The 24,118-nt window shown below is 70.1% G+C and carries 27 protein-coding genes and 1 pseudogene; 16 read left to right on the top strand and 12 right to left on the bottom strand.

The window, feature by feature from the left end:
- Positions 1-147: 147 nt before the first annotated feature.
- From ABT129_RS14535 to ABT129_RS14525, 3 genes are all read left to right on the top strand, one after another.
- Positions 148-405 (top strand): hypothetical protein, encoded by a 258-nt coding sequence (locus ABT129_RS14535; protein WP_351900656.1) that lies wholly within the window; start codon positions 148-150, stop codon positions 403-405.
- A 204-nt stretch (positions 406-609) separates the two neighbouring features.
- Entirely contained in the window at positions 610-1,008 is a 399-nt protein-coding gene (locus tag ABT129_RS14530; RefSeq protein ID WP_351900654.1) for a VOC family protein, read from the top strand.
- Positions 1,009-1,274: 266 nt separating this feature from the next.
- On the top strand, positions 1,275-1,859 hold the full coding sequence (locus ABT129_RS14525) for a transposase (protein ID WP_351900653.1): 585 nt from the start codon (positions 1,275-1,277) through the stop codon (positions 1,857-1,859).
- A 155-nt stretch (positions 1,860-2,014) separates the two neighbouring features.
- Here the strand turns inward: ABT129_RS14525 and ABT129_RS14520 are convergent, their stop codons facing one another.
- Positions 2,015-2,449 (bottom strand): hypothetical protein, encoded by a 435-nt coding sequence (locus tag ABT129_RS14520; protein WP_351900652.1) that lies wholly within the window; start codon positions 2,447-2,449, stop codon positions 2,015-2,017.
- Between the two features lie 137 nt (positions 2,450-2,586).
- Here ABT129_RS14520 and ABT129_RS14515 point away from each other — a divergent pair.
- Positions 2,587-2,890: pseudogene (locus ABT129_RS14515) on the top strand (IS110 family transposase); the annotation flags it as partial.
- Between the two features lie 296 nt (positions 2,891-3,186).
- Here the strand turns inward: ABT129_RS14515 and ABT129_RS14510 are convergent.
- Entirely contained in the window at positions 3,187-3,825 is a 639-nt protein-coding gene (locus ABT129_RS14510) for an SRPBCC family protein (protein WP_351900650.1), read from the bottom strand.
- A 165-nt stretch (positions 3,826-3,990) separates the two neighbouring features.
- On the opposite strand from ABT129_RS14510, the gene ABT129_RS14505 reads away from it, so the two are divergent.
- Together ABT129_RS14505 and ABT129_RS14500 are read left to right on the top strand one after the other, a co-directional pair.
- A complete protein-coding gene (locus tag ABT129_RS14505) occupies positions 3,991-4,644 on the top strand; it encodes a TetR/AcrR family transcriptional regulator (RefSeq protein ID WP_351900649.1) in 654 nt (217 codons plus the stop codon).
- A 75-nt stretch (positions 4,645-4,719) separates the two neighbouring features.
- Positions 4,720-5,220 carry a UBP-type zinc finger domain-containing protein gene (locus tag ABT129_RS14500; RefSeq protein WP_351900648.1) on the top strand — a complete coding sequence of 167 codons (501 nt, stop codon included), beginning with the start codon at positions 4,720-4,722 and terminating at the stop codon, positions 5,218-5,220.
- Positions 5,221-5,343: 123 nt separating this feature from the next.
- On the opposite strand, the gene ABT129_RS14495 is transcribed toward ABT129_RS14500, so the two are convergent.
- Entirely contained in the window at positions 5,344-6,600 is a 1,257-nt protein-coding gene (locus ABT129_RS14495; protein WP_351900646.1) for an NAD(P)/FAD-dependent oxidoreductase, read from the bottom strand.
- A 243-nt stretch (positions 6,601-6,843) separates the two neighbouring features.
- Between ABT129_RS14495 and ABT129_RS14490 the strand changes: the two genes are divergently transcribed.
- The gene (locus ABT129_RS14490; RefSeq protein ID WP_351900645.1) at positions 6,844-7,389 is read left to right on the top strand and encodes a helix-turn-helix domain-containing protein; all 546 of its coding nucleotides are present in this window, start codon (positions 6,844-6,846) and stop codon (positions 7,387-7,389) included.
- Positions 7,390-7,472: 83 nt separating this feature from the next.
- Here the strand turns inward: ABT129_RS14490 and ABT129_RS14485 are convergent, their stop codons facing one another.
- Genes ABT129_RS14485 through ABT129_RS14475 form a run of 3 tightly spaced genes read right to left on the bottom strand, consistent with a single transcriptional unit; the run spans position 7,473 to position 9,015 of the window.
- Entirely contained in the window at positions 7,473-7,832 is a 360-nt protein-coding gene (locus tag ABT129_RS14485) for a hypothetical protein (protein WP_351900644.1), read from the bottom strand.
- A complete protein-coding gene (locus ABT129_RS14480; RefSeq protein ID WP_351900642.1) occupies positions 7,829-8,434 on the bottom strand; it encodes an anti-sigma factor in 606 nt (201 codons plus the stop codon). The genes ABT129_RS14485 and ABT129_RS14480 overlap by 4 nt, the downstream gene beginning before the upstream one ends.
- Positions 8,431-9,015, bottom strand: coding sequence for an RNA polymerase sigma factor (locus tag ABT129_RS14475; RefSeq protein WP_351900641.1), 585 nt, complete (start codon positions 9,013-9,015; stop codon positions 8,431-8,433). Before ABT129_RS14475 ends, ABT129_RS14480 begins: the two co-directional genes overlap by 4 nt.
- A gap of 285 nt (positions 9,016-9,300) precedes the next feature.
- Between ABT129_RS14475 and ABT129_RS14470 the strand changes: the two genes are divergently transcribed.
- The 5 genes from ABT129_RS14470 (at position 9,301) to ABT129_RS14450 (ending at position 12,350) form a co-directional block, all read left to right on the top strand.
- Positions 9,301-9,813: an Asp23/Gls24 family envelope stress response protein gene (locus tag ABT129_RS14470; RefSeq protein WP_351900640.1), complete on the top strand. Its 513-nt coding sequence runs from the start codon at positions 9,301-9,303 to the stop codon at positions 9,811-9,813.
- A 45-nt stretch (positions 9,814-9,858) separates the two neighbouring features.
- Positions 9,859-10,044 carry a hypothetical protein gene (locus ABT129_RS14465; RefSeq protein WP_351900638.1) on the top strand — a complete coding sequence of 62 codons (186 nt, stop codon included), beginning with the start codon at positions 9,859-9,861 and terminating at the stop codon, positions 10,042-10,044.
- Entirely contained in the window at positions 10,041-11,111 is a 1,071-nt protein-coding gene (locus ABT129_RS14460) for a DUF6286 domain-containing Asp23/Gls24 family envelope stress response protein (RefSeq protein WP_351900637.1), read from the top strand. Before ABT129_RS14465 ends, ABT129_RS14460 begins: the two co-directional genes overlap by 4 nt.
- Positions 11,108-11,686, top strand: a complete 579-nt coding sequence (locus tag ABT129_RS14455) for a hypothetical protein (RefSeq protein WP_351900636.1) — start codon at positions 11,108-11,110, stop codon at positions 11,684-11,686. Before ABT129_RS14460 ends, ABT129_RS14455 begins: the two co-directional genes overlap by 4 nt.
- Positions 11,687-12,116: 430 nt before the next feature.
- Positions 12,117-12,350, top strand: coding sequence for a hypothetical protein (locus ABT129_RS14450; protein WP_351900634.1), 234 nt, complete (start codon positions 12,117-12,119; stop codon positions 12,348-12,350).
- A gap of 384 nt (positions 12,351-12,734) precedes the next feature.
- On the opposite strand, the gene ABT129_RS14445 is transcribed toward ABT129_RS14450, so the two are convergent.
- Positions 12,735-13,097, bottom strand: a complete 363-nt coding sequence (locus tag ABT129_RS14445; protein ID WP_351900633.1) for a magnesium transporter CorA family protein — start codon at positions 13,095-13,097, stop codon at positions 12,735-12,737.
- A gap of 780 nt (positions 13,098-13,877) precedes the next feature.
- The gene (eno, locus tag ABT129_RS14440) at positions 13,878-15,185 is read right to left on the bottom strand and encodes a phosphopyruvate hydratase (protein WP_351900632.1); all 1,308 of its coding nucleotides are present in this window, start codon (positions 15,183-15,185) and stop codon (positions 13,878-13,880) included.
- Between the two features lie 162 nt (positions 15,186-15,347).
- On the opposite strand from eno, the gene ABT129_RS14435 reads away from it, so the two are divergent.
- On the top strand, positions 15,348-15,770 hold the full coding sequence (locus ABT129_RS14435; RefSeq protein WP_351900630.1) for a MarR family winged helix-turn-helix transcriptional regulator: 423 nt from the start codon (positions 15,348-15,350) through the stop codon (positions 15,768-15,770).
- A 994-nt stretch (positions 15,771-16,764) separates the two neighbouring features.
- On the opposite strand, the gene ABT129_RS14430 is transcribed toward ABT129_RS14435, so the two are convergent.
- Entirely contained in the window at positions 16,765-17,337 is a 573-nt protein-coding gene (locus ABT129_RS14430) for a hypothetical protein (RefSeq protein ID WP_351900629.1), read from the bottom strand.
- Between the two features lie 1,235 nt (positions 17,338-18,572).
- Complete coding sequence (locus tag ABT129_RS14425) at positions 18,573-18,749, bottom strand: CsbD family protein (RefSeq protein WP_351900628.1); 177 nt, start codon at positions 18,747-18,749, stop codon at positions 18,573-18,575.
- Positions 18,750-18,986: 237 nt separating this feature from the next.
- Here ABT129_RS14425 and ABT129_RS14420 point away from each other — a divergent pair, with 237 nt between their 5' ends.
- Positions 18,987-19,724 (top strand): VOC family protein, encoded by a 738-nt coding sequence (locus ABT129_RS14420; protein ID WP_351900696.1) that lies wholly within the window; start codon positions 18,987-18,989, stop codon positions 19,722-19,724.
- An 82-nt stretch (positions 19,725-19,806) separates the two neighbouring features.
- Here ABT129_RS14420 and ABT129_RS14415 read toward each other — a convergent pair whose 3' ends face one another.
- Entirely contained in the window at positions 19,807-19,959 is a 153-nt protein-coding gene (locus ABT129_RS14415; RefSeq protein WP_351900626.1) for a hypothetical protein, read from the bottom strand.
- Between the two features lie 152 nt (positions 19,960-20,111).
- Complete coding sequence (locus tag ABT129_RS14410) at positions 20,112-21,830, bottom strand: PP2C family protein-serine/threonine phosphatase (protein WP_351900625.1); 1,719 nt, start codon at positions 21,828-21,830, stop codon at positions 20,112-20,114.
- Positions 21,831-22,305: 475 nt separating this feature from the next.
- Here ABT129_RS14410 and ABT129_RS14405 point away from each other — a divergent pair, with 475 nt between their 5' ends.
- On the top strand, positions 22,306-22,812 hold the full coding sequence (locus ABT129_RS14405) for a hemerythrin domain-containing protein (RefSeq protein ID WP_351900623.1): 507 nt from the start codon (positions 22,306-22,308) through the stop codon (positions 22,810-22,812).
- A 107-nt stretch (positions 22,813-22,919) separates the two neighbouring features.
- Positions 22,920-24,110, top strand: a complete 1,191-nt coding sequence (locus ABT129_RS14400; RefSeq protein ID WP_351900622.1) for a zinc-dependent alcohol dehydrogenase — start codon at positions 22,920-22,922, stop codon at positions 24,108-24,110.
- Positions 24,111-24,118: the final 8 nt, after the last annotated feature.

Genomic DNA, 24,118 nt, shown 5'->3' with positions numbered 1-24,118 from the left:
GAGTTGGCGAGCGGCTGGTGCGAGGGGCAGGCGCCCCGGCCCTCGGCTGTGACCGAGGTGTGGGGGAACCTAACATGAAACAGTTCTCCACGGAATCACCCAGGAATCCAAAATAATCAAACATTTCCTCTCGCATGATCCATTGATGTGAGCGCTCTCAAGCCGGATGCGGTCTGCGGAAGTGCGGAGGCGGCCCCGGAGGCAGGGCGGACGCTCGCCTCGGTGGTGGTGGGGCTCACCCTGGAGGCCCTGGTCGCCTCGGCTCTCCTCGCCGGGGACTCCGCCTCCGCCCTGACCTGGGCGGAACGTGCCCGTACGTCCAGAGCCGTTCCGCGGCGCGCGGCGGCCCGCCCCGGAACCCGGGCTCCCCTGACCCGGCCGCAGCAGCCGAGTCCCAAGCGCTAGCGGCCGCCGCCTCTCGGAACTTCACCCCAAGGCCTTGATCGCTGGCCCCGCGAACAACATGATCATCTGCAGGCGACGGAGTCGGGCGAAGCTGATCGAGGCCGATGGAGCTGATCGAATCAATGAGACGCAAACGCCGCTACACCGATACGCCGCGATTCCGATACTCCGACGAGACGCAACTGCAGAACGGTGACGCCACACATGCGAGTCAAAGCCTTCGACCACCTGGTTCTCAACGTGACCGACGTCGACAGAGCCCTCGGTTTCTACACGGGAACGCTGGGCCTCGCGCCCGAGCGGGTCGAGGAGTGGCGGGCGGGGAAGGTCTCGTTCCCGTCCGTGCGCATCGACGAGAGCACGGTCATCGACCTCTTCTCGCGCCCCCGGGGCGAGTCCAACGTCGACCACATCTGCCTGGTCGTGGACCCACTGGACTGGCAGGAGGTCATCGACTCAGGGACGTTCGACGTCCTTGAGGGTCCCGTTCCGCGCTGGGGCGCCCGCGGCTCGGCCCAGTCGGTCTACGTGAAGGACCCGGACGGCAACACGGTGGAGCTGCGCTGGTACCCGCAGGACTCCGAAGACCAGGCGGCCGGCTGACGGAGGACTCTTCGTGCGAGGACCGCGACTCCCCTCCGCGATCCGACCACGGCCAGGGGCACGACGGCGATGACGAACCGACCGCGAGGCGAACGCCTGACGTCTCCTGCTGCTCCCGCCTCTGCCGCCGGCGACGGCCGGCAGAGGCGGGAGGTCGGGGCACGGGGACGGATGCCCGCCCCCGGGCATCAGGGTTGCCCGTCCTACCTTCTTGGTGGGTTCGAACTGGTCATTCTTAGGATCAGCGCAGCCCAGGGGCTCTGGGTTTGGCTCGTTGCCTGTTGCAGTCGGTATGGCTCAGGACTTGTCTGGCTCGCGGACGTCACCTGGGAACGTCCCTTCCAGCAGACTGGGTCATCTGGGTCGACTCCACCGTCGTTCGCGCGCATCACCACGCGGCCGGTACCCGCACCGATCCGCCTCCGGCTCCGGGACCAAAGGGGCCGCAGGGATGGAACACCAGACGCGACGCCGCAGCAGAGCCTGGTCGCCCGCGTGGTGGAGGTGATGTGAGAGCGGAGCGCCTGAGCCGCTCGCGGGGCGGGTTCATCAGCAAGCTCCACCTGAGCGCAGACGGCCGCTGCTGCCCGCTGTCCCTGATCGTCGCGCCAGGACAGCGGGCGGACTGCACCCAGTTCAAGCCGGTCCTGGGGAAGATCCGAGTGCCCAGACCGGGCCTGGGACGACCACGCAAGAAGCCCGACAGCCTCGCCGCTGCAGGGCTACGGCAAAGGTCCCGTTCGCGGGTACCTGCGACGGCGGGGAATCCGCCACGCGATCCCGGAGAAGACCGACGGCCAGACGGCCCGCCTGCGCAAAGGTGCACGCGGGGAACGGCGGCCCGGCTTTGATGAAAACTGCTACGAGAAGCGCAACATTGTCGAGCGGGCGATCAACCGCATGAAACGGTCCCGGGCGGTCGCGCCTCGCTACGACCAGCGCGGATACGTCTTCCTCGGCACCGCCACCGCGGCAGCCGTCATGATCTGGCTTCGGGCATGAACTGCTACGCGACCCAGCAGTAGACGCCCTGGTTCTGGCGGCGGGCGCTGCTGACAAGAGCCGCCAGCTCGCCCACGATCACATCGGCGATCTCCGTTCCGATGACCTCGCCGTCCTCCGCACGCAGCCGGGTCCACGAGGCGGCGACTTCGCGCAACCTGGCGTGCCCGGCGTCCGCGAGTGCAGTGGACAGGCAAGGAGAGAGCGCGAAGACGACGCACCCGTCGTTGTCCTGGCCGGCGACGATGCGGGGCTCACCGGCTTCCAGCAGGTCGTCGAAGCTGCCACCGGTCAGAAGGCATTCCCATTCCAGCACGGCCTCTTCGGGATCGAAGTTACCGAAGGAGAGCGACTCGAATGCCCGTCCCGGCCCGGTCTGGAGGGCCAAGCCCGCTGACGTGTCGTCCGGCGCCACGAAGAACTTCACGATGATGCTCACCGGGGCATCATGCCCGACTGCCTACAGCCATGATCGGCCGGACAAGTCCTAGAGAACTTGGCCTTGATCGCTCTATAACTCATCGTCGGCGAGGTCGTCTGCGGGACCGAAATGACGACGAGCCGGCGCAGGGAATCGTGCCCGAGATCTGGGCTGGACTGGACATCGGTAAGAAGCACCACCACGCAGTGGTCATCGACGCCGACGGCAAGGGGCTGCTGTCCCGCCACGTGATGAACCACGAGGCCGAGCTGCTCGCTGCTCGGAGACGTCCTGGAGATATCGTCCACCACCTACCGCGGTGACGGAAAGACCGATGCCCGCGACGCCTCTGTCATCGCCGATCAGGCCCGCATCCGCCGCGACGTCAGCGTGCTCCGCCCCGGCGACGGCATCGCCCTCGACCTGCGACTCCTCACGCCCCGGCGCCTGGACCTCGTCCACTCGTGGCCGCCCACAATGACGAAGTGGCCGACCTGCGCCGACCCCGCCGCTACCATCCGGCCTCCAACGCGCCCTCTACTTCTCGACTCAGGTCAGCGTGTTCTTCTACCCGGTCCCGAAGGCGTACTACGACCGAATGGGGAAGGAAGGCAAGGGACAGAAGCAAGCCGTCTCTGCCCTCGCGCGCCGACGCGTCAACGTCCTCTGGGCCACGATCCGCGATCACGCGCCCTTCCCAGCGGCCCCGGCCCTCGCCCGAGCCGCTTGGCAGCTGGCATTGGGAAGTTGTCGCGTCAGCGTGAGCCGCCGCGCGCCTGGGTTTCCGCCTCGGACTTGAGGTCGCGCAGCCAGGTCTCCAGGCCTTCGCGGAGGAGCTGGGTCGCGACGGGGACGTTCGCCTCGACCTCGGCGCCGGTGTGGGTCTCCTCCGTCCGTACGAGGACACCGCCCCTGACCTTGGTGAAGGTCCACACGTGGACGCCGTCGATGCGCAGTCCTTCGCCGATCGCGGGACCGGTCCAGCGGATGCACGCCTCACGCTCGATCTGACGGACCGTCGACGTGATCTCCAGGCTGGTGGCGGGAGTCGACGGGTTGGGAGGTACCGGCATCGTCCACCGGAACGCCGAGCCCTTGCGGAGTGGGCCGTGGTCGAGTCGCTGCACGGACTCGAGAGGGGTCTGCCAGGACGGCCAGCGCTCCACATCGGTCTGGATCTTCCAGACCGTACGCAGCGGAGCGGCGATGACGACATCGGTCCGATGACGCACGAGGGCGTCGGGGTCGACGCCCTCGCCACGGCAGGTGAGGGGCGCGTCCGGACGGGAGGCGTGTGGGGCGGCGGAGTCGGTCGCCCCGGAGGATGTGGCGGCGGTGCTCAGGAGGCCGAGTGCGAGCGGGATGGATAACAGGGCGGTGCGGATGCCGGACATGGGGGTCCCCTCTGTCAGTCGTGAGTGTGAGCATCACCTGTTTGAAAGATACTCACGCGCTAGTTAGAAGTTGTAACGCCCGCCGAAGTGACGCGTCAACAGGTGCGTGATAACTTCTCACCCTCTCGTGAGGGTGTATCTGAACGGACGGGGTGGTGGCCGACCATGGCGACGACAGGTACGAGCACTCCGCGTGAGCGCTACCGGGCCCAGGTCAGGGCCGAGATCACCCGGCACGCCTGGGAGCAGATCGCCACGGCGGGGGCGTCCGCTCTCTCCCTCAACGCGATCGCCAAACAGATGGGCATGAGCGGGCCGGCGCTCTACCGCTACTTCGCCAGCCGCGACGACCTCATCACCGAACTCGTCCGGGAGGCCTACCGGAGCCTCGCCGACACCCTCGGTACCGCCGCCTCCTCCGGCGCCGACCTGGCCGCCCTCGCCCACGTCCTGCGGGACTGGGCCGTGACGGATCCGCAGCGGTACTTCCTGGTCTACGGCACACCCATTCCGGGCTACCGAGCGCCCGAGGACATCACCGCCGTCTCCTCCGAGATCATGACGATCCTGCTCGACGCGGGCCGCGAGCTGACTCCGAACACGGCACTCACGCCCTTCGACGCCCATCTGGCGAGCCACCGGGACTGGGCCGGCGACCACCCCGCCCCGCCCGGTGCCCTTCACCGGTTCCTGACCTTCTGGACCCGCCTGCACGGTGTCCTGTCACTGGAGCTCGCCGGCCACTTCACCGGCATGGACTTCGACCCCGCCTTGCTCTTTACGGCCGAACTGGACGGTCTTCTGTCACCCCGCTCCTGAGACTGTGGGCGGGGTGGCACCTCCTGCCGACCGCAGGGCTCGCCGTCGTGCACCCGTGGAGGCCGCTGCTGCCGAATGAGGGTGTCAGGCCATGCCTCCCAGGTCTCCGAGGAAGGCGGCACCACTGATGCGGAAGGACCGCTGATGAACCGACGTGACGACGGTGGGGAGCCGACGGGGAGGCAGCCCGACGTCCGCCACTGCAGGTGGACCGTGGCGTACGATGGTGGTCGCCCGGACCAGTCACACGCGTGCGCACACGCCGCCACAACGCCCACCGTGCCGGACAAGCCGGCCCACGGCTGCGCCGAGTGCCTTTCCTCCGGCGGGAGGTGGCGACGGTTGCGCTGGTGCACGACGTGCGGGCACGTCGGGTGCTGCGACAGCTCGCCGGGCCGCCACGCGTACCAGCATCACGAGGCGACCGGACACCCCGTCGTCCTCTCCCTCGCGGCGGACGAGGACTGGGCCTGGTGCTTCGAGGACGAGGTCTTCCTGGTCCACGGGCCACCTCCAGAAACACCGAGCGGCACACCGCGCGGAGGACCAGACCTGAGTGGACCGGACCGGCCCTGAGCGGGGCCGAGCCAAGCAGTCCGGCCCGGCCTGGACCTGAACCGTGCGGAGCCATGGAGATATGGCGGAGTGGTCGCACGGACGGATGTACCCCACTGTGGCGACGGGCTGTCACCGCGCACGTCAGCGTCCCGCGCCGCGCCTCACATCGGCCAGGACCTCACGCGCCGCGCGGGTGCCCGAGGCGAGGGCGCCCTGGAGGGAACCCGTGGCGCGATGGTCACCGCACACGTACCGGCCCGGTGAGACGCGCGTGGTCTGTGAGAGGGGGTGGGGTCCGGGCATCGCGGGCAGGGCGTCGTGAACCGTGACCTGGTGGACGAGCTCCCACGCTCCTGTATCCGTCTCGTACACCTCGCCGAGCGCACGGACCACGGCCGCCACCGCCTGAGCGTCGGGCGTGCCCAGAACCGAGGTGGACACCAGCGCCCTGCCGTCGGGGGAGTAGTGAGGATGAACGGCGGTGAGGACACAGCTGTTCAGGAATCGGCGTCGTGAGTCGATCACGAGGACGGGCTCGGCCAAGGGCGGGTGCGCGGCCGCGTGGTAGAGGGTGGTGACGGTCCGTCCACGCGGTACGGCAAGCCCCGGAAGGAGCTCGGCGGCGGCCCGTTGTCCGGTCGCGACGACGACGGTGGGGGAGCGGACCTCGGCGCCGTCGCTGAGCGTCACCCCCTCCGGAGCGAGAGTCGCTACGGGGCTGCCGGTCCTCAGCACGTCCGGGGGCAGAGCGGAGGCGAGTTGAGCGGGGACCGCGCCGATGCCGCCGGCGGGAAGGCACAGCGTGCCGCGCAGCATGCTCCGCCACACGAGATGGAAGAAGCGGGCGGACGTCTCCAGATCGTCCTCGAGGAAGACCCCGGAGAGGAAGGGCCGGAAGAACGTCTCCACCAGTTCGGGGGAGACGCCGGCCTCGGCCAGGGCCGTGAGTGTCGTGCCGTCGGGCCGGGACCGCAGCCGTGCCGCCGGGGCGAGAACGTCGTGTGCCGTCATCGCGCCGAGTGCAAGCAGGTCACGGCCTGATGCCAACCGTCCGGGCAGGAGGTCACGGCTCTCACGGAAGCGCCGACTGGGATCGGTGAACCGCATCATCCCGTCGTCGGTGTGCACCAGGACGCCGGGTGTGAAGGGCCGCAGTCGCAGCGCCCGCAGGTCGAGGCGCCGCTTCACCTGGGGATAGGACGTGTTGAAGACCTGGAATCCGCGATCGACGGTGAACCCCGCGACCCGGTCCGTACGCATCCGCCCGCCCACGGTGCCGTCAGCCTCCAGCAGCCGCACGCGCAACCCGGCAGCGGTCAGGTCCGCCGTGCAGGCGAGCCCGGCGGCCCCGGCCCCGACGACCGTCACGTCGTACCGCTCGTCGTCCGTCAGTGCCATACCCGCAGTCACTCCTCGTACGTCGTGCCGGGCTTCACGCCGGCCGTCCAAGATCGCCCCAGGGCCCGTCACGTTACGTGGGGCGGGCCGCCGCAGAACCGGGGCGCGCCGCTCCGACCGCCCTCGTCGGAGAAGCCCTCGCGATGCCCCGGCCGAGACGACCGCATCCCCTTGAGGCTGCGGCATTCGGGGTATTCCTCTCTCCGCTTCATCACATAGTCGGATCGTCGATGTCGTACGGGCATGACAACCCACGCGCAGGTCCAGGAACACCCGTCGCGACCTCGAACCCGGTCCGCCAAGCCCACGCTCCCCTCGCCGACGGAAAGAGCGGCACTGCGCCGGGCATGGCATCTGTCCGAGCGTCAGGTCGCCGAAGCCTTCGGCGTGACGGCCACGACCGTACGGTCGTGGGAAGCGGGCCGCACGTCGCCCACCGGAAGACGACGCGTCGCTTACGCCACCTTCCTGAGCGGACTCGCCTCCGGCATGGCTTCCGGGCGGATCCAGTCGCCTGCACATGCACCCCGAGCGGAGGTACGGGACCGCTCGCGGCGGCAGAGCGTCGACGCACCCCGGAACTCCACTGCCCCGGAGGTCCCTGGCGCTCCCGTGCCGGCACAACGCGTCGCCCGGCGCTCCGTAGACCTCAAGGGACTGTCCGTGGGAAGCGGCTTCGATCCGGTCTCCCCAGAGCGACGGCGCAGGCTGCGTCTGGCGGCTGCGGCCGTGGGCGTGTGGTCGGTTGCCCTGCACCTCATCCTGACGATGCCGCCACCACATCTCTGAACCCCGGCCGGGCCTACCACCGGGTGGCCAGGCGCCGAGGCGGCAGGGCCACCCGGACCGGAGCAGCCCGTACGGAAGACCGGTCACACCAGCCCCGTGACGGTGACGCTCACCCGCGCCGCTCCGACCGTCTGCGCCGGAAGCAGCGCGGCGAGGCGGACCTCGACGGCCGAACGGGCGGCCCGTGCGACATCCACGGCACGATTGGACCGCAGGGCGACGAGACGGACCTCCACCTGCAAGGGCGAGGTGCCGTCTCCGCCGCGCAGCCGGACTCCAGCGGAGGACAAGGAAGCGGCCGTCGCCCGTGAGGCGAACGGGAGACCGTCGCGCAGCAGCCCCGACAGACCCGGTCTCAGGAAGGCCACCCCGGGCACGTTCCGGGCTGTGCGGGCGATGTCGTCCGCGAGCGCGGCACGCGTGAGGGGCTTGGACCGAGTCACGACTCACGGCCTTCCTGGTCACCTGTGGGACCGACGAGATCACTGATGAGGATGTCCACCGGCGAAAGGGACATGCCGAGCTCGCGCGTGGCCGCCGCTCGGACCGCGGCTCGGATCCGTTCGGCGATCTCGGGCAGTACGCCGTCCGCGGGTGCGTGCACCTCCATCCGGACCCTGACGTCCAGGGCGTGCGGCGGGAGCTCCAGACGACAGGAGCCCGCGCGGACACCGGGAATCGTCTCGGCCGCCTCACGGAGAGTGCGCGCGGCGACCGCTTCCATGATCGAAAGGTTCTCCGAGGGATCGCCGAGCGGGAGCGGCCGTCCCGGCCGCAGTTCGAGCCGCACGACGTCCATGACCCGACGCGTCAACGCGGTCACGTCCGCGCCCGTCGGCTCTGTGACCTCCCGTAGCCCGTGCACGGCCGACTCCAGCCGTTCCAGGTCCTCCACCTCGTGACGACAGTGTTCACAGGTCGTCAGATGGGCGTCGTGATCCTGCCTCTCCCATCGGTCCCAGACCTCGGAGAGCAGCCGCCCGCAAGGCAGCCGGGCGTCCTCGTCGCCGGTGTCGTCCGCCGGCGGGGTGACGTGCGTGTTCATCGCCAGGCCCCCAGTGCTTGTGTCAGACAGCGTCGTGCACGGAAAACGCGGGCTCGTACGGCCTCCTGGCTGATGCCGACCGCCTCCGCGATGAATTCATAGGACTGACCGTCCAGTTCCCGCAACACCCAGCAGGCGCGTTGCTCGGCGGACAGCAGATCCAGGGCGTCGCGCAGCTCCCGCACCGCGTCCCGCCCCTCGGCGATTCTCGCGGGCGACACCGTGTGCTCGGCCGCCGCGACGTCGCCCGCCGCTTCCAGCGGCACCGCGGCGGTCCTGCCCCGCAGCACGTTGAAACACCGGTTGGTGACGATGCGGTAGAGCCAGGTGCCGAAGGCGGACCGGCCCTGGAACTCGGGCAGTCTGCGCCATGCGCTGATGAATGCCTCCTGAACAGCGTCCTCCGCTTCCGTACGGCTGCCGAGCAAGCGGGTCGCGAGCCCCAGCAGCATGTGTGTGTGGCGCTCGACGAGCACGGCGAACGCCTCCTCGTCACCCTCCGCCGCTCTGGTCACGAGCAGGACCTCGTTCTCGGCGTGGCCGATGTCCGCTGGCGTGATGCCTGTGCCGACGCCCGTCACTGGGCTCCTCTCCTTCGCCTTCACCGGTGAGACACCGATGGGCCGCACTCGTTACGGAGTACTTCGTGGCAGGCGTCAACGCGGATGCGCGGCCCCACGCTGCGAACGCGGATGCCCGGCGGACGTCACCCCGAACTCCCGAGCGGCGCACACCGTCGAGGCGGCCTGCCGGCCGACCCGCGAGGCAGGCGGGGAGAACTCGTCGTGATTTCTGCGTCACAGTTCCGCGCGGCACGGGTCGGTACGGGTGAGAACGCTTCAGCGACGCATACGAGAGGGAACATCATGACGACGACCACCGCGACAGCCTCCAAGAACGCGTCCGTCCCGCAGAACGCCCGGGACGGACAGGCACTTGCCGCCACGCCGGGAGAGCACCGGCAGACCGATCGGCCCGCGGACCAGCCGATCCGCGAGCGCGGCCGGACAGCGATCGGCGATGTGGTGGTCGTGAAGGTGGCGGGCATGGCAGCCCGTGAGATCCCGGGGGTGCACGACATGGGAGGCGGTCTCTCCCGAACCCTCGGCGTGGTGCGGGACCGGGTGCCGGGCGGGCGGCCGAACGTGGGGCGCGGAGTGAAGGTCGAGGTCGGCGAGCGACAGGCGGCCATCGATCTGGAACTCGTCGTGGAGTACGGCGTCGCCATCACGGACGTGGCGCAGGACGTGCGGGAGAACGTCGTCGTCGCCGTCGAGCGCATCACCGGACTGGAGGTCGTCGAGGTGAACATCTCCATCAATGACGTCCACCTGCCGGAGGACGACAACGAGGCACCCGTCGACTCACGGGTGGAGTGAGCACACAGTCGAACATCTCTTCACGAGTGGAACGAGGAACGTGACATGAGCAAGGCGTTCACGGGAATGGTAGCCGGCATCGCCCTGGCCTTCGCGGCCGTTCTCGGAGGGGCGGGGGCGTTCCTGCTCGTGGCCGCGCTGGGCGGCCTGGGCTGGGCGATCGGTGCCTGGTTCGACGGTGGCGGCCGGGTCCGGGATCTGCGGGAGACCGTCGAGCGGGTCCGACGATGACGGCGGCAGGATACCGAGGCACCACCCGCGTCTCGGAGAAGGCGGTACGCACGATCGCCGTCCGCGCGGCCACGGAGGCGCTGCCCGTCGGGAGCACGCCGAACAGGGCCTCGGTGAAGGTACGGGGAGGCCGGGCGCACGTGCACCTCGACGTGCGCCTGCACCGCCCGGACGCACTGGCCGTCACGGTAGGGGACCTGCAGGAGTACGTGGCCGAGCGCACACGGAACCTGACGGGCCTTCACTGCGGACGACCGGGTGTCCGGGTCACCGGGCTGACCTTGTCCTCACCTGAGACGCCATCCCCGTCGGCGGCCACGGCGACCACGGCGAGCGGCACCGCAGCAACGCCACGGACACCCAGAAGGCGCTGGTCGCAGCGTCGGCTTCCTGCCGCGATCCTGTCCCTGGCGGGCTCAACGGCCTTCGGTGCCGTGGCGCTGGACGTCAGTAGGGTCCGTTTTCAGGGACGCCCGGCGGCAGCCTGGCGGAGAACTCTGGTCAGTTGGGCGGCCGACATCGAGACAGAACCCCTGGTGTCTGCACTCGCGGCCGGATCGGCCCTTGTCGCCGGGGTCCTCCTGATGCTCGTGGCGCTGCTTCCGGGGCATCGACGACGATGGACGATCTCCTCGGCACCGGCTCTGAGCGCCTCCGTCGACCGAACGGTCGTCGAGACCCTCCTCCGTGATGCCGTGGGTGCGGTGAGCGGCATCGGGCCGGTCACGGTGCGGGTGAGCAGACGCACCGCCGCCGTACGAGCCACGCTGACGTTCGGGGACCAGGAAGCGGCCCTCGCCGAAGCACAGCACGCCGCTCACCAGGCACTCGCAACCTGCCGGCTGGCGCGCCCACCCCGATTGCGCCTCTCCGTCCACAGCGCTACCTCAGACGTTCCGCTGCCGGGTGACCGGTCAGCGCCTCAGCCGAGCGGCCCGTCACTTGCTCCCGGCCCCTCTCCCGCACCAGTGCCCGCGCCGGGATCCGCATCCGCCCGCTTCCACGCTCCCAGAACGCCGAAGGACGACACACCGCCGATCACGATCCATGAAGGCGCCGACTTGTGACACCACGACACCTCACCGCGCTCAACCGCACTTTCCTCGCCGTCGCCGGCCTGGCGTCGCTCGGATTCGCCGTCCTCCTCGCAAGCGTCCACCGCGCGCCGGCCGCGTCCTGGTGGCCCGACCAGGCCTCGCGCGCTTTCGGATCCGCCACGGAGGTCCTGGCCGAACTCCGAGCCCAGGAGTGGTGGCCCGCATGCGTGGTCGGGGCGGCGACCGTGGCCTCCTCACTCCTCGCCCTGTGGTGCCTACGGCAAGCAAGTCGCGGCACCCGCGCGAAGCTCCCCCTCGCGACCCGTGACGCGGTCACGCTCCGCAGAGCGCTGGAGAGAGCCGTCACCGAGGAGGCACTGACGACATCCGCGGTGGACGGCTGCAGGTCCCGGATCACCCGCGATGGCCGCGACCTGCGACTGCGCATGACGATCACACTCCAACGCGATGCCTCCCTCGACAGCGCTCTCCCCGCACTCGATCTGCTGCTGGCCCGACTCAACGAAACCCTCACCCCGCAGCAGGTGAGAGCAGACATCCACTTCGTCTCCGCCCGCAACCGGCTGCGGACCAGACTGCGCTGACAAATCCCGACGGGAAGTGCGACGAGGCGCGTCCGGCCTGCGTCCGCCGCCGGCATCCACGACACGACTTCACAGCGCATGCGACGCAATTGCGTGTCACCCGAGGCGGATCCTGTCCTGCCCGTCTGTGCGCCGAAGTGCCTCCTGTGCCGGGCAGCTCACACCGACGGCGCAGTCCGCCGACCCGAGAATGTGTCACGAACCGGGAGCGTCAGCGACGACCACTCGGCATTCGAGTGGCAATCGCCAGGTCACCGAGGTGAGACCGGTCCTCAACTGGCCGTTGGAGCGCATCGTTTCTGCGCTTGAGCACCCCCGTGATCCGCTGTCCGGCATTGGAGTGAGACGCCGTGTCTCGTCGCCCGCGGTGGCGTTTGACCGGCCGACGGGCACTTCCTGGCACGTCATTCGGAGATCTTGAGGAGTAGCTATGCGTTCTCTCGCCGCATCCGTTCTGGCCGTGGGCATCCTGCTGGGCGGCGCCGGTGCCGCGCTCGCCAACGACGGAGTCGGAATCGGGAACTTCTCCGCCGGTGGCGCCGGCTTCACTTCGCACTGCTCGGTGACCGGCGTTCCGGCCGTGTACGGAACGATCTTCACCGGTTCGTGTTCGGAAGCGGGCTGGGAAGAGGGCGCGGAGTTCTCCTACCTCGGCGCCCACTGACCTGCGGCCGGCACGGCAACAGGTACAGCTCAGAAAGACCCACGCATCCCGTGCCACTGCACGGCCTGCGGCAACGGCCCGCCCTCGCACGCGAGAGCGGGCCGGTTTGTGACGTGAGGTCCCGCCTCCGGCCTGAGCGGGCACTGAACTTAGGCTGATTCGTCCGGCGGGCCCGCTAGAGCGCGGTGTAGACGGCTGCGATCCACCGCCGACCGCCGACCGCCGACCGCCGACCGCCGACCGCCGACCGCTGGCTGGGCGGCAGCCGGTCTTCACCACGCGGTCCAGGCCGTAGCGCACGGGCTCAACCTCGCCTTGGCCGTATGAACCGCCCGGCCGGGACTTCGACTCTGGACTGCCCAGGTACGAAATTGGGCAACGCGCTTAGAGCCAGCCCTTCTTCCTGACGACGAGGAATGTGCCGAGGGACGCCAGGAGGACGGTGCCGATGAGGATCGGGAGAGCGAAGAAGTTGTCGAAGCCGTATTCGTTGAGGTGCTCGAAGTTGGCGCCGGGGATAGCGGCGAAGGTGGAGGGGATGACGAACATGAGGGTGATCGCCGTGAGCTTGCGGTTCTCCACCGTCGACTTGACCTGATCTTCCGTCAGAGTGTTCAGGTGGTCCATGTCCTTGTTGAATTCGCGCAGTTCGTCGCGGATCTCGTGCAGGACCGCCAGGGTCAGTTCCTGGTCGAGGGCGTTCGGGCGCACGGTCGTGTTGGTGGTGTCGTTCGTGTGGACAGTCATAGCGGGGCTTCTTTCTTCTGTATGAGTGAGGGAAGGGGCCGATCCGGCATGCGGGCGGAATGCGCACACGGCGGTGCGGGCCCATGAAGGCCTGCAGTGGGCGGAGTGGGCGGTATGGGCATGCGGAATCCCGGCTGCGGCGAGCCAGGGGTGTGCCCGAGCAGAGAGGGGGTGCCGTCAGGCGCGGGTTCGGGCTTGCCGGGCAGGGCGAGGCCACCGCCGGGCGACGGGAGAGAAGGAGGTGTGGCTGCGCGAGGACGCGGTCAGAGCGTGGCGGAGCCTGAGGCGACGCGGCGCGGGGGGTTCACGGGACTCGGACTGTGATCCATCGGGCGATCGCCTCCTCTCGGCCGGGCGTACGGCATACGCGGTCGCGGCCATCAGCAGCGGAGAGCGAATCGGCATTCTCCGGGCGGCGACGCCTCAACGGTAACAGCAGCTCAGGGCCGTAATCCGGGACTTTGGTCCCAGCGGGCGGGCCCAAGGTCCTTGAGCGTGTGGTGGGCCTCGGCGGTGTTCCTCCGCAGACCACTTCGGCACCCGTGTCGGAACTGATGGTTGTCCCGCAGCGGCACAGGACCCAGTTGCAGACCGTGTTCATCGGCCGCCCTGCCACCCCGAATCTCGGCTGCCATCTGCGCCGCGCGGGGCATGACCCTTCGTGCGTCGTCCCAGCCGGCGACCGCGAGAAGACGGCCCATGGGCGTACTGGTCTCGCCGGCGCGTGAACGGGCCCCCGATCGTGATCGGGGGCCCGTCGTCCCTACTTCTGCCTCCTGGTCACGCCCGGCGCAGTGCGGAGCGGCCGGCGTAGCGTGCCGCGTCGCCGAGCTCCTCTTCGATCCGGATCAGTTGGTTGTACTTCGCCGTGCGGTCGGACCGCGAGAGCGAGCCGGTCTTGATCTGACCGCAGCCGGTCGCCACGGCCAGGTCCGCGATCGTGGTGTCCTCCGTCTCGCCCGAGCGGTGTGACATGACGGCGGTCCAACCCGCCTGGTGGGCCGTGGCCACCGCGGCCAGTGCCTCGGTCAAGGTCCCGATCTGATTGACCTTGACCAGGACCGAGTTGCCGACGCCGGTGCGGATGCCCTCGCGCAGCAGTGCCTCGTTGGTGCAGAACACGTCGTCACCGGTGAGCTGGCAACGGTCGCCGACGCGGGCGGTCAGCTCACGCCAGCCGTCCAGGTCGTTCTCCGCCATGGGGTCCTCGATGGAGACGACCGGGTAGGCGTCGATGAGCTTGGCCAGGTAGTCGGCGTGCTCGGACGGGGTACGGCGTACGCCCTCGCCCGTGTAGTCGTACACCCCGTCGTGGAAGAACTCCGACGACGCCGGGTCCATGACCAGGCCGATGTCCGTCCCGGGGAGGTAGCCGGTGCGCTCGATGGCGGTCGTCACGAAGTCGAGCGCCTCCTCTGCCGTACGGAGAGCGGGCGCGAAGCCACCCTCGTCGCCGACGCCCGTGGAGTGACCCGAGGCCAGCAGATCGCGGCGAAGGGTGTGGAAGACCTCGCTGCCCATACGGACGGCTTCGGCGAAGGTGTCCGCACCCAGGGGCGCGATCATGAACTCCTGGAAGTCCAGCGGATTGTCGGCGTGGGCGCCGCCGTTGACGATGTTCATCATCGGCAGCGGAAGGAGGTGGGCCTCGGCGCCGCCGAGGTAGCGGTAGAGGGGCTGGCGGTGGGCCGCGGCAGTGGCCTTGGCGGCGGCGAGGGAGACGCCGAGGATCGCGTTGGCGCCGAGCCGGGACTTCGTGGCCGTGCCGTCGAGGGCGATCAGTGCGGCGTCGAGACCCGCCTGGTCCGCCGCGTCCCGGCCACGCACGGACGCCGCGATCTCCCCGTTGGCGTGGGCCACCGCACGGTCGACGCCCTTGCCGTGCCAGCGCGCGGAGTCTCCGTCGCGCAGTTCCACGGCTTCCCGCGCACCCGTGGAGGCGCCGGAGGGAACAGCCGCGCGCCCCAGGGAGCCGTCTGCCAGGACGACGTCGACCTCGACGGTGGGGTTGCCCCGGCTGTCGATGATGCGGCGGGCGGTGACGGTCTGGATGGTGGTGCTGACGGTCCCGGCTGCCTGTGTGGACATGGGAGTCCCTTCCCGTTGTCGTGTGCCGTGGCCCTGGCTGCGACAGCGCTGGCGCTGAGCCCGACAACCGAAACCCTACAGCAATGCTGTTCAGTTTGGCTGTGCAGCATTGCTGTGCAGGTCAAGTGCGCAGCAATGCTGGCCAACGGGGTAAAGTGCCCTATGCCCACCTCGGAAGCCGCCGCCATCGCCGCTGAACTGCGCACGGCGATGGGCAAGCTCACCCGACGCGTCAAGCACGAGGACCGCATCCCGCTGGGCCAGGTAGCCGTCCTGGGTGCCTTGGACCGCGACGGCGCCATGACCACCAGCGACCTCGCGGCCGATCAGCGTGTACGCCCTCAGTCGATGGCCAGGGCGGTGGGGCTGCTCATGGAACAGAACCTGATCACGCGCCGGGCGCACCCCACGGACGGCCGTAAGTCGCTGGTCGAGCTGTCGGACGAGGGCCGGGCCGCGCTCGAAGCGGAGCGCGGCCGCAGGGTCGGTTGGCTCGCGCAGGCCATCGAGGCCGAACTCACGGATGAGGAGCGGACGCTGCTCGCCCGGAGCGCCGCCCTGCTGGAGCGGCTCGCCACGCGTTAGGCGGCTCATGCCGCTGGCCGGTGGTCGGGGCCTGGCAATGCGGTGAGGTGTCCTACTTTCCGGGTCGGCTGATCGGGTCCCATGTGGGCCGGCCCGGATCGCGTGGCGATGTATGCCGGCCTGGCAGCGGCTCGCGGGGACGGCGACAAGGTCAGCGGCATCCGACGCCGGACCAAGCGATGCCACCGACGTCTGCAGCGGGCCCTGTTCCTCGCAGTCATGAGCGGCATCTGAGCGCCATCACCTGTTGCTCGGAATCACGCCGGTCGATCTCAAACCTGATCGACCCAAACCGACTTCTGAGGGAAGATCCCATCAGGATTGGCCCATGACGCTGAGGGGGATCCCTGTGATCACACAAGGAGTACAGGTCACAGGCCGGTGTCGTGTCTGCGGGGGTACGACGACCTGCGATGTCGGTCAGTTCTTCGACCGCGGCATGCTCTGCTGGGGCACCGAAGGGCGATGCGGGGACTGCCAGAATGGGTGGTGCGAAGAGGACAGCGGTCCCGTCACGCCGGAGAGCATCCGACAGGCTCTGCTGCGAGCGCACGGGCCAGCGCGGCTGCGCCTGTCTGGGGAGGTGCCGAGCCTTGTCCCTGTGCTGCAGGTTCTTCGCAGCGCACGGCAACTGTCCCTGGGTGAAGCGCGAACGCAGGCAACGGAACTCGCCGAGAGCGGTCTCATTGGCACGCTCGTCGAGATGGAGATCATGGCGGTTCTCCTTCGGAGACGAGCCATTGAGGTGAGCGTTGAGGCAGCGGTGTAGCCGCGTTCTGCGGAACAGCCGCTGCGGCTTGATGCCGGCATCGATGCGTCTGCCGGGGTTCTGTCGCCGTACGAAGACGCCGCTCGCTCCGCCGCTATCCACGCATGCCCGGCCGGTGAGAAGAGTCGGCGCTGTGGTGACTACCTCGTAGGCATCGGGGCCGTCTGATCGGGCCGGGCCGGGGGCGTGGGTTTGAGCCCGCGGCTTCCGCGAGGAAGCGGGGCGTCAGGTGGTGGCTGTCCGGGTTCGTGGGGGCTCGGTCGAGAGGAGGGACCAGATCCTCAGGCCCTCGTCGGAGGCGTCGACGCCACAGCTCACGGTGCCGGTGACGGAGGCGAGTTCGGCCAGTCGGCTTCTGGGGGGCTCGGTGGCGGTGTGGCTGAGGGCGACGACGAGGAGCATGCCGTTCTGGTCCGCCAGGTGGACACTGATGCGTCTGCCCGCGTCCTTCACTGCCGCGTCGACGAGGAGTCGTACCGTCTCTTCCAGGAAGCTGTCCTGGGGGTTGCTGTACTCCCAGTCACGCACGGCGTGCGTGACCTTGCGGACCGCCTTGCCGGCTGCCCAGGGGTCGGCGCTGAAAGCCCAGTTGCTGACCCTCCGGTTCGTCACGGCCATACGCGGCCGCCGGGTCTCGACGCGGGCCTGAGCCGGTCCAGGCAGGGGGAGCGTGGTGTTGGCGGGCTTCGACTTCGGGTCGGGCCGCGGGGCCTCGACCGGCTTCTTCTGCGGAGGCGGCGTGCGGGGAGGGTAGGAGGGTGGGACCTTCGGGCCCTTGTTCTCCGCCGGCTCGTTCAACGGGACCTCCTCGCGCACTGTGTGATGCCCCTACCCATCGTGGCAGCAGTCCAGCGCCGGAAACTGCCCCTTTGCGATTCCCGATTCATTCACCGCGTTTCCCCATGAGGTGGCCTGGCGCGGTCGCTCGCAGTTCCTTGCGGACCCGGCCGCACCATGCGCTCGGCCGTGCTGATCTGGGCGCTCACCCCGTCGTCAGCGGCCGTACACGCTGCGGCAGAGGTCGGCGGCGCCCATGGGGGTGTCCATGGTCTGCGCCTGTCGGCAGAGCTGACGCATGTCCGGTGTCTGTCCAGCCGACGGCCCACGCCTCGGTGCGTGGGGCTGGGGCTTCGTGCTCTTGTTCGCCTTCCTGGGGGACGGCTGCTTCCTTGGCTTCCTGGGACCCTTCGCCGGGAGGCTCGGGCGCCTGCTGGGCGCCGCTCGGCGCGTCGGGGCTTGCCCCGTGTCCGCCCTCTCCGCTCTGCGGTCCGCGGCCGGCGTGGCGCGAGCGGCCGGTGGGGCGAGGTGCGGGGCGGTGCCGGCGAGTTCCTCGCGCGGGGCGGCCTGGGTGGGCTGCGGCCACGTCGGGAGCGGGGCCGGCGGGCGGTCCGCGGCAGGGGCGAGCCCTGCGGGACGGGCGGGGGCGGCTGGCAGGGGAGCGTGGGGGACGGCCACGCAGGCGCTGGTGAGGAGCGAGGCGAGGACGAGGATCATCGTGTGGCGGGGGTGCATGGTGGCCACGCTTCCGGACTAGGCCGGGCGCTGGGGGGCGGCGCGGCGAGGGTCCACCGTGACGAGTGATCGGTGGCCGGGGGTGGACGTGACCGTGACCCGAACGGGGGCCGGGGGTGCGGTGCCGTCTCCCGCCCCCTCCAGGGCCTGGAACGGGACTCGGCGTCTGGTTCCCGTCCTGGCCCGAGACCTAGGCCTGCCTCGGGCCTGGAACGGGACTCGGCGCCTGGTCCCTGTCCTGGCCTGAGCCCCGGGCTTCCCTCGACGCCGCATCCGCGAGTCACGTCACGTCGGGACGTCCGCTCCGCCTCCTGATTCGGCGGCGTCCACCTCGGGGCCGGAGTCCAGGCCCCCTCGCCCTTGCCGGTCGGCCGGGCCCTCGGCGGGCTCTGCCCGAGGGGCCGGTCCGCGGTTCCGGACGGCCGGTGCGGTGTGAATCGCTGTGAGTGCGCGGTTCGCAGGGCCCGGAGCGGCTGAAAGGCCCGCTCCCTGGGGAGCGGGCCCTTCGTGCAGCGGAGGGATCAGCGTTCGTCGCGCCTGTCGCGGAGGGAGTCCTTGGCGTCGGACATGGCTTCCTTCGCCTTGCCCTTGGCCTGGTCCATCTTCCCCTCGGCCTTCATCCGGTCGTCGCCGGTCACCTTGCCGACCGTTTCCTTCGCCTTGCCCTTGACCTTGTCAGTGCGGCCCTTGTCAGCCATGACCTGTCCTTCTTGGGTGGGGAATCAGTGACGATGTCAATCTAGGACGGATGTGGACGTTTCGCCTGTCGAGTTCGCGGCTGTCCCGTCGTCGTCCGGCAGGGTGCCCGCCTCGCGGCCCGACCCTTCTGTCGGGTTTACGGTGGAAGTGTCCCGTCCCGCATGAGTGATCCGAGGGTGACGGCCGTGTCTACATCGAGCCATGAGATCGCGGGCGCTCCGTGCTGGGTCAGTCTGATGGCCCGGGACCTGGCTGCCGCGCAGTACTTCTACGCCGGTGTCCTCGGCTGGGAATTCCGGGCCGGCCGCCTCGGGGACGCGTTCTCGGTCGCTCTCCACGAGGGCGTGCCCGTCGCGGGAATCGGCGCGCTCGCCGAGCGCCTCGACATGCCGGTGGCGTGGACGCCGTACTTCGCCGTCGCGGACGCCGATGTCACCGCCGCACGGATCTGTGAACGCGGCGCGACCATGGCCGTGGGGCCCCTCGCTTTCGGTACGGGCCGCGCCGGGCTGGCCGCCGATCCGGCGGGAGCGGTCTTCGGGTTCTGGGAGGGGGCCGTCGTCCCGGACTGGTCGGTGGGGCGCGGTAGTGCCCCGGCCCGGCTGGAGCTGCACACGCGCGAGGCCTTCGAAGCCTCGGCCTTCTACGGGGAGGTTCTCGGCTGGGCGGGGGAGGGGTCCGGCTGCTGTGTGGCTTCGTACGAGCACGACCAGGTCGTCCTGCGCCACGGCCACGCCACTGTCGCGCGCATCAGCGGCGGTGCGGGCGACGAGGCGCCGGACCCCGAGATCCGCCCCCGCTGGCACGTCCACTTCCCCGTACCGGACCTGGAGGAGGCCCTCGCGGCCACGAAGAGGCTGGGAGGCGGGGCTGTCGCCCCCGTGGGCACGTCCACGACGAGCCGATGGGTCGACCTCGCCGATCCCGATGGGGCGCGCTTCACCGTGGTCGCACCTCAGGACACCTTCTCCTGACGTCTCCAGCCCGGCACGCCGGAGCCCCGTCAGGCCCTGTACGCCGTGTCTGGCGGGGCTCCGTGCCTCCGGGAACCGCCGCTCACCTGTCCGTCGGACGGCCTGCCTGCACGGTGGGACCCGTGGCCGCGTCCGCCTGTCCCGGAGTGATCCGGCCGCGCCACCCGCCGGTCTCCTGCCCGTGTTCCTCGATCAAGTCCTTGAACCGCTTCAGATCCGCAGATTCCTTCACCATGCTCACGAGAGTTCTCCTCGGGCGGACTGTGCGGAGAATCCTGATCGAAGGCCCGCCTACCCGACATGCGCGGCGTACTCGGCAACCCCTCCTCCTCATGTTCGGCAGGTGAACTCCGAGAAGGGACCGGCCGGGACCTCGGCGTCGCTCGTTCAGTCCACCCTGATTCCCAGCACGCACGCGTCGTCCTCGTGGCCCGCGACGTCGGGGTCGGCCAGCAGCGCGTCGATCAGCGTCCGCGGCTCCATCGACGCGGCGGCCTCCACCGCGTGCGCCATCCGCGCGATCCCCTCGGTCACGTCCTCGCCCCGGCGCTCGACCATCCCGTCGGTGTAGAGCACGAGCAGATCGCCCGACCGCAGTCGCGTCGACGAGGTCTCGTACGCGTACCCCGGCAGCGCGCCGAGGAGCGGGCCGCGCTGCTCCGTCCCCAGCGGCCCGGCCCGGCCGTCGCGCAGCAGCAGGGGAGCGGGGTGGCCGGCGTCGGCCCAGTGCAGGACCTTGTCCTCGTCGAGGTGACCGATCACCGCGGTGGCCGTGTGCCCCGTCGGGTCGCTGCACACCAGTTCGTTCATCCAGGTCGTGATCTCGCCGGCCGACGCACCCGTCTGCGCGAGTCCGGCGAGCGCGTGCCTCTGCTGGGCCATCCGTGCGACGGCGTCCAGGCCGTGGCCCGACGCGTCCCCGATCGCCACCAGGACCCGGCCGTCCGGCAGCAGTCGGCACTTGTACCAGTCACCACCCACCGCCGCGTCGGGCTCGGCCGGCCGGTAGGAGGCCGCCACCGTCAGCCCGACCGCCGCGAGCGCCTCCGAGTGCGTGGGAAGGAGCGCCTCGCGCAACGCGTCCGCGACCCTCCGTTCCGCCTCCGTCCGCCGCCGCAGACGGTCCGTCTCCCGCTCCGTCTCGGCCAGCCGTCGCCGACTGCGGATCTGCGGCGTGAGATCCCGGGCCACCAGGTTGACCGCCCAGGCTCTGCCGTCCGTCCCGGTGACCGGGCGCCCCAGCAGGTCGAGCGTACGGAGCTCGCCGAGCACGAGGAAGCGGATTCGGGTCCAGGCGGGCTCCTCACCCGCCAGCACCGAGCTGAGGAACTCCGAGAGCGCCGTCAGATCGTCCGGCAGCAGCGCGTCGCACAGCTGCTCCAGCGACCACGGCATGCGCACGTCGGCGTGGAAGATCCGGCTGAGCCCCTCCGACCAGGTCACCTTCCCGGAGAGCAGATCCCAGTTTCCCCAGCCCATCGACGCCAGGAACTGCGCGTCGATCGTCAGGAGCTCCGCCTGGCTCTGTACGGGCTGCCACGTGACCAGCACCTGTCCACCGCACCGGGCCGCGGAGTACAGCAGCGGCGCCCGGTGGATCCGGCCGAGCCGCTGCTCCGTGTAGTCCACCACCAGCCCGTCCAGGGGCTTGCCGGTGGCCATGACATCCGCCAGCGCCGCCAGCAGTCCCGAGTGCGCCGCGCCCGGTCGCGCCTCCAGGAGCCGCTGGCCGACCTGGTGGTCCGGAGCCTCCAGCCAGTCCGCGGACCGGACGCGGTTGCCGGCGACGATCCGGAAGTCCAGGACGGCACCCGCGTCGTCCTGGACGGGTTCGAGCAGCACGGCCGAGGCCGGGATCGCGGCGAGCACCGAGCAGACACCGCTGCCGCCCGGCTCGTGACCGCCGCACAGGCACGGTGAGGCGCCGTCCGTCTCCGCCGACGGCGGGAGTACGGCCAGCGACCGCAGCGGCGACGACAGCTCCGTACCCCCTGATCCGTTGAGCGGGCGCTCCGTGTTCCGTCGGACGGCCGCGCGCAGGGCGGTGATCTCGCGGCCGATCATGTCCTTGAGAGCGTCGACACTGTCTGGCAGGGGAAAGCTCATCGTCCACCTCCGCGAAGGTCATGACACGCCGCTCGTCTCCTGAGCACCGACGACACGCCGCTCGAATCCGCCGACCGTCGACTGACGACCGTGGGCTTGTGCGCGGGAACGAGGCCGCATTCCGCCCGTCCCCGGGGGAACGGGCATCAATCACCCGACCCTGTCATCGGGATCCTCCGACAGCAGGTGGAGATGCCCGAACGGGTGAGGTGCGGGGCCGTTCGGCGGTGCGTCCCTCGTCCCGGCCCCGTGACGGGGCCTGTCCGGCATCAGGGAATTCTCGGCCGCCGGCGCCGCGAGAGGGAGGACCAGGTGACGCGGCCGATCGGCGCGGTGCGGCCACCTGCCGGGAGTGGGCACGGTTGTCCCGACGAGGCAGGGGTACCCGCCGATCGAAGCCGACGGCCGACGGCCGACGGACCACGGCGCCTTCGTAGTGAAGGCCGACCGTCGACAGCGAGCGAGGAGCACGATGGTGAGCACCGGCAGCAGCAAGGAAGAGCAGGACGTCGTCGCGGTCATCCTCAAGGATCACCGCACCATGGAGGACCTGTTCCGTCGCATGCGCAGCGTCGAGTCGGACCGCGCCGCCGCGCTCAAGGAGTTCTCGGCGCTGCTCGTGGCGCACGGCGAGGCGGAGGAGTCCGAGGTCTACGGCGCCCTCAAGCGCTTCCGGGACATCGACAACGAGGAGGTCGAGCACGGCACGGAGGAACACGCGGAGGGGAACGAGGCACTCCTCGCCCTGCTGGAGGTCGAGGAGGTGGGCTCCGACACCTGGGACTCGCGGCTGGAGGAGCTGGTGAAGGCGGTCTCCCACCACATCGACGAGGAGGAACGGACGATCCTCAACGGTGCCAGGGAGAACGTTCCCGACGACCGTCGGGCCGAGCTGGCCGCCGCGTTCCGCGAGGAGCGCGCGAAGCAGCTGGCGGCGGAGTGCGGCAGCGTGGAGAACGTGCGCAAGATCGTCAACGGGTGAGGTACGAGAAGCGCATGGGACGGCCGGGTCCGGGCAGGCGCGGCGTGAAGAGCCTGTCGAGGGCGGCCGGGCGGGAACGGAAGCGACGACGAGCGTGAGGTGAGGACATGAGGGCCTTGACCTGGCAGGGACAGCGTGACGTGCGGGTGGACACCGTGCCCGATCCGGTGATCGTCGACCCCACGGACGTGGTCGTCCGCGTCACCTCGACCGGCATCTGCGGCTCCGACCTGCACTTGTACGAACTCTTCGGCCCGTTCCTCGACGCCGGCGACATCCTCGGGCACGAGGCCATGGGCATCGTGGAGGAGGTCGGCCCCGGCGTCCGCACCCTCGCACCGGGCGACCGGGTGGTGGTGCCGTTCAACATCTCCTGCGGCACGTGCTGGATGTGCGGCCAGGGGCTCCAGTCACAGTGCGAGACCACCCAGGTCACGGAGTACGGCATGGGTGCGTCCCTCTTCGGCTACACCAAGCTCTACGGACAGGTCCCCGGCGGCCAGGCCGAGTTCCTGCGGGTGCCCTTCGGCGACACCCTGCCGATCAAGGTGCCGGACGACGCCCCCGACCAGCGGTACCTCTACCTCTCCGACGTCCTGCCGACCGCCTGGCAGGCCGTCGCCTACGCCGAGATCCCGCCCGGAGGGACCGTGACCGTCCTCGGGCTCGGCCCCATCGGTGACATGGCCGCCCGGGTGGCGCTCCACCGGGGCGCGGGTGAGGTCATCGGCGTGGATCTCGTCCCCGAACGGCTCTCCCGCGCCCGGGAGCGCGGTGTCCGCACGCTCGACCTCACCGAGCTCGGCGACGGGCTCGCTGACCGGATTCGGGACCTCACCGGTGGCCGCGGCACGGACGCCGTCATCGATGCCGTCGGCATGGAGGCCCACGGCGCTCCCGTCACCAAGGCCGCCCAGCGGGTCACGGGACTGCTGCCCGACGCCCTGGGCAAGAGGCTGATGACCAAGGTGGGCGTGGACAGCATGAGCGCGTTCGACACGGCGGTCGACGTGGTGCGCCGGGGCGGCACCGTCAGTGTGATCGGGGTCTACGGCGGCGCCGTCGACCCCGTTCCCATGCGCAGCCTCTTCGACAAGCAGGTCCAGCTCAGGATGGGCCAGGCCAACGTACGGCGCTGGGTGGACGACATCCTCCCGCTGCTCGACGACAGCGACCCCCTGGGGGTCGACGGTTTCGCGACGCACGTCCTGCCGCTCGAAGAGGCGCCCCGGGCGTACGAGGACTTCCAGGCCAAGCGGGACGGCATGGTCAAGGTGGTGCTGACGCCCGGACCCTGACCCTTCCG

Source organism: Streptomyces sp. NPDC002057, from assembly GCF_040296665.1.
Taxonomy (GTDB): domain Bacteria; phylum Actinomycetota; class Actinomycetes; order Streptomycetales; family Streptomycetaceae; genus Streptomyces.
Note: the sequence above shows the minus strand (reverse complement) of the source record. Positions and strands in the feature narration are given on the sequence as shown.